Annotated in this window: 1 protein-coding gene; it reads right to left on the reverse strand. The window is 68.7% G+C overall.

Annotation, left to right across the window (positions count from 1 at the left end; translation table 11 throughout):
- Positions 1 to 5: 5 nt before the first annotated feature.
- A partial coding sequence (locus VXC91_RS46320; RefSeq protein WP_329513323.1) for an IS256 family transposase occupies positions 6 to 789 on the reverse strand: 784 nt, incomplete at its 5' end.

Consider the following 789-nt stretch of genomic DNA (forward strand, 5'->3'; position numbering starts at 1 on the left):
ATGGGTCATGCTGCACTGGCCTCCTCGCGCTCGACCAGGACGCCGTTTTCGAACGTGGCGCCCGCGCGGACCAGGGCGACGAGGTGGGCTCCCCTGACCGCGCGCCAGCGAGCCTGGGCGGACTCGACCAGCTTGAACACCATCGCGAGGGCCGCGGCCGGGCTGCCGGCGCCGCGGGTGACCTTGGTTCGCAGCTTGACCGTGGAGAACGTCGACTCGATCGGGTTCGTGGTCCGCAGGTGAATCCAGTGCTCGGCCGGGAAGTCGTAGAACGCCAGCAGCTCCTCAGCGTCGTCGGTGATCTTCGCGACGGCCTTGGGCCATTTCGTACTGTAGGTCTTTGCGAACGCCTCGATTGCCTTCTCGGCGTGCACGCGGTCCTCGGCGTTGTAGATCTCCTGCATCGCCCTCGTCGCGCCTGGTTGCGCGGACTTCGGCAGGGCGTTCGTGACATTGCGGGCCTTGTGGACCCAGCACCGTTGGTGGCGGGCAGCCGGGAACACCTCAGCGAGCGCCTTCCACAGCCCCATCGCGCCGTCGCCGACGACCAGCTCGGGATCGCGCATGCCGCGTCTGCGGCAGTCGCGCAGCAGGTCGGCCCACGACTCGGTGGACTCGCGCAGCCCCTCAGCCAGCGCGATCAGTTCCTTGGTTCCGTCCAGGCGCACACCCATCAGCACCAGGACGCAGGAGTGGGCCTGCCCGAGCCGGATCTTGGGGTGCACTCCGTCCGCCCACACGTACACGTAGTCGCTGTCGGCGAGGTCGCGCTGCTGGAAGGCGGCGTGG

Origin of the sequence: Streptomyces chiangmaiensis (assembly GCF_036281785.1) — a bacterium.
GTDB classification, from domain to species: domain Bacteria; phylum Actinomycetota; class Actinomycetes; order Streptomycetales; family Streptomycetaceae; genus Streptomyces; species Streptomyces chiangmaiensis.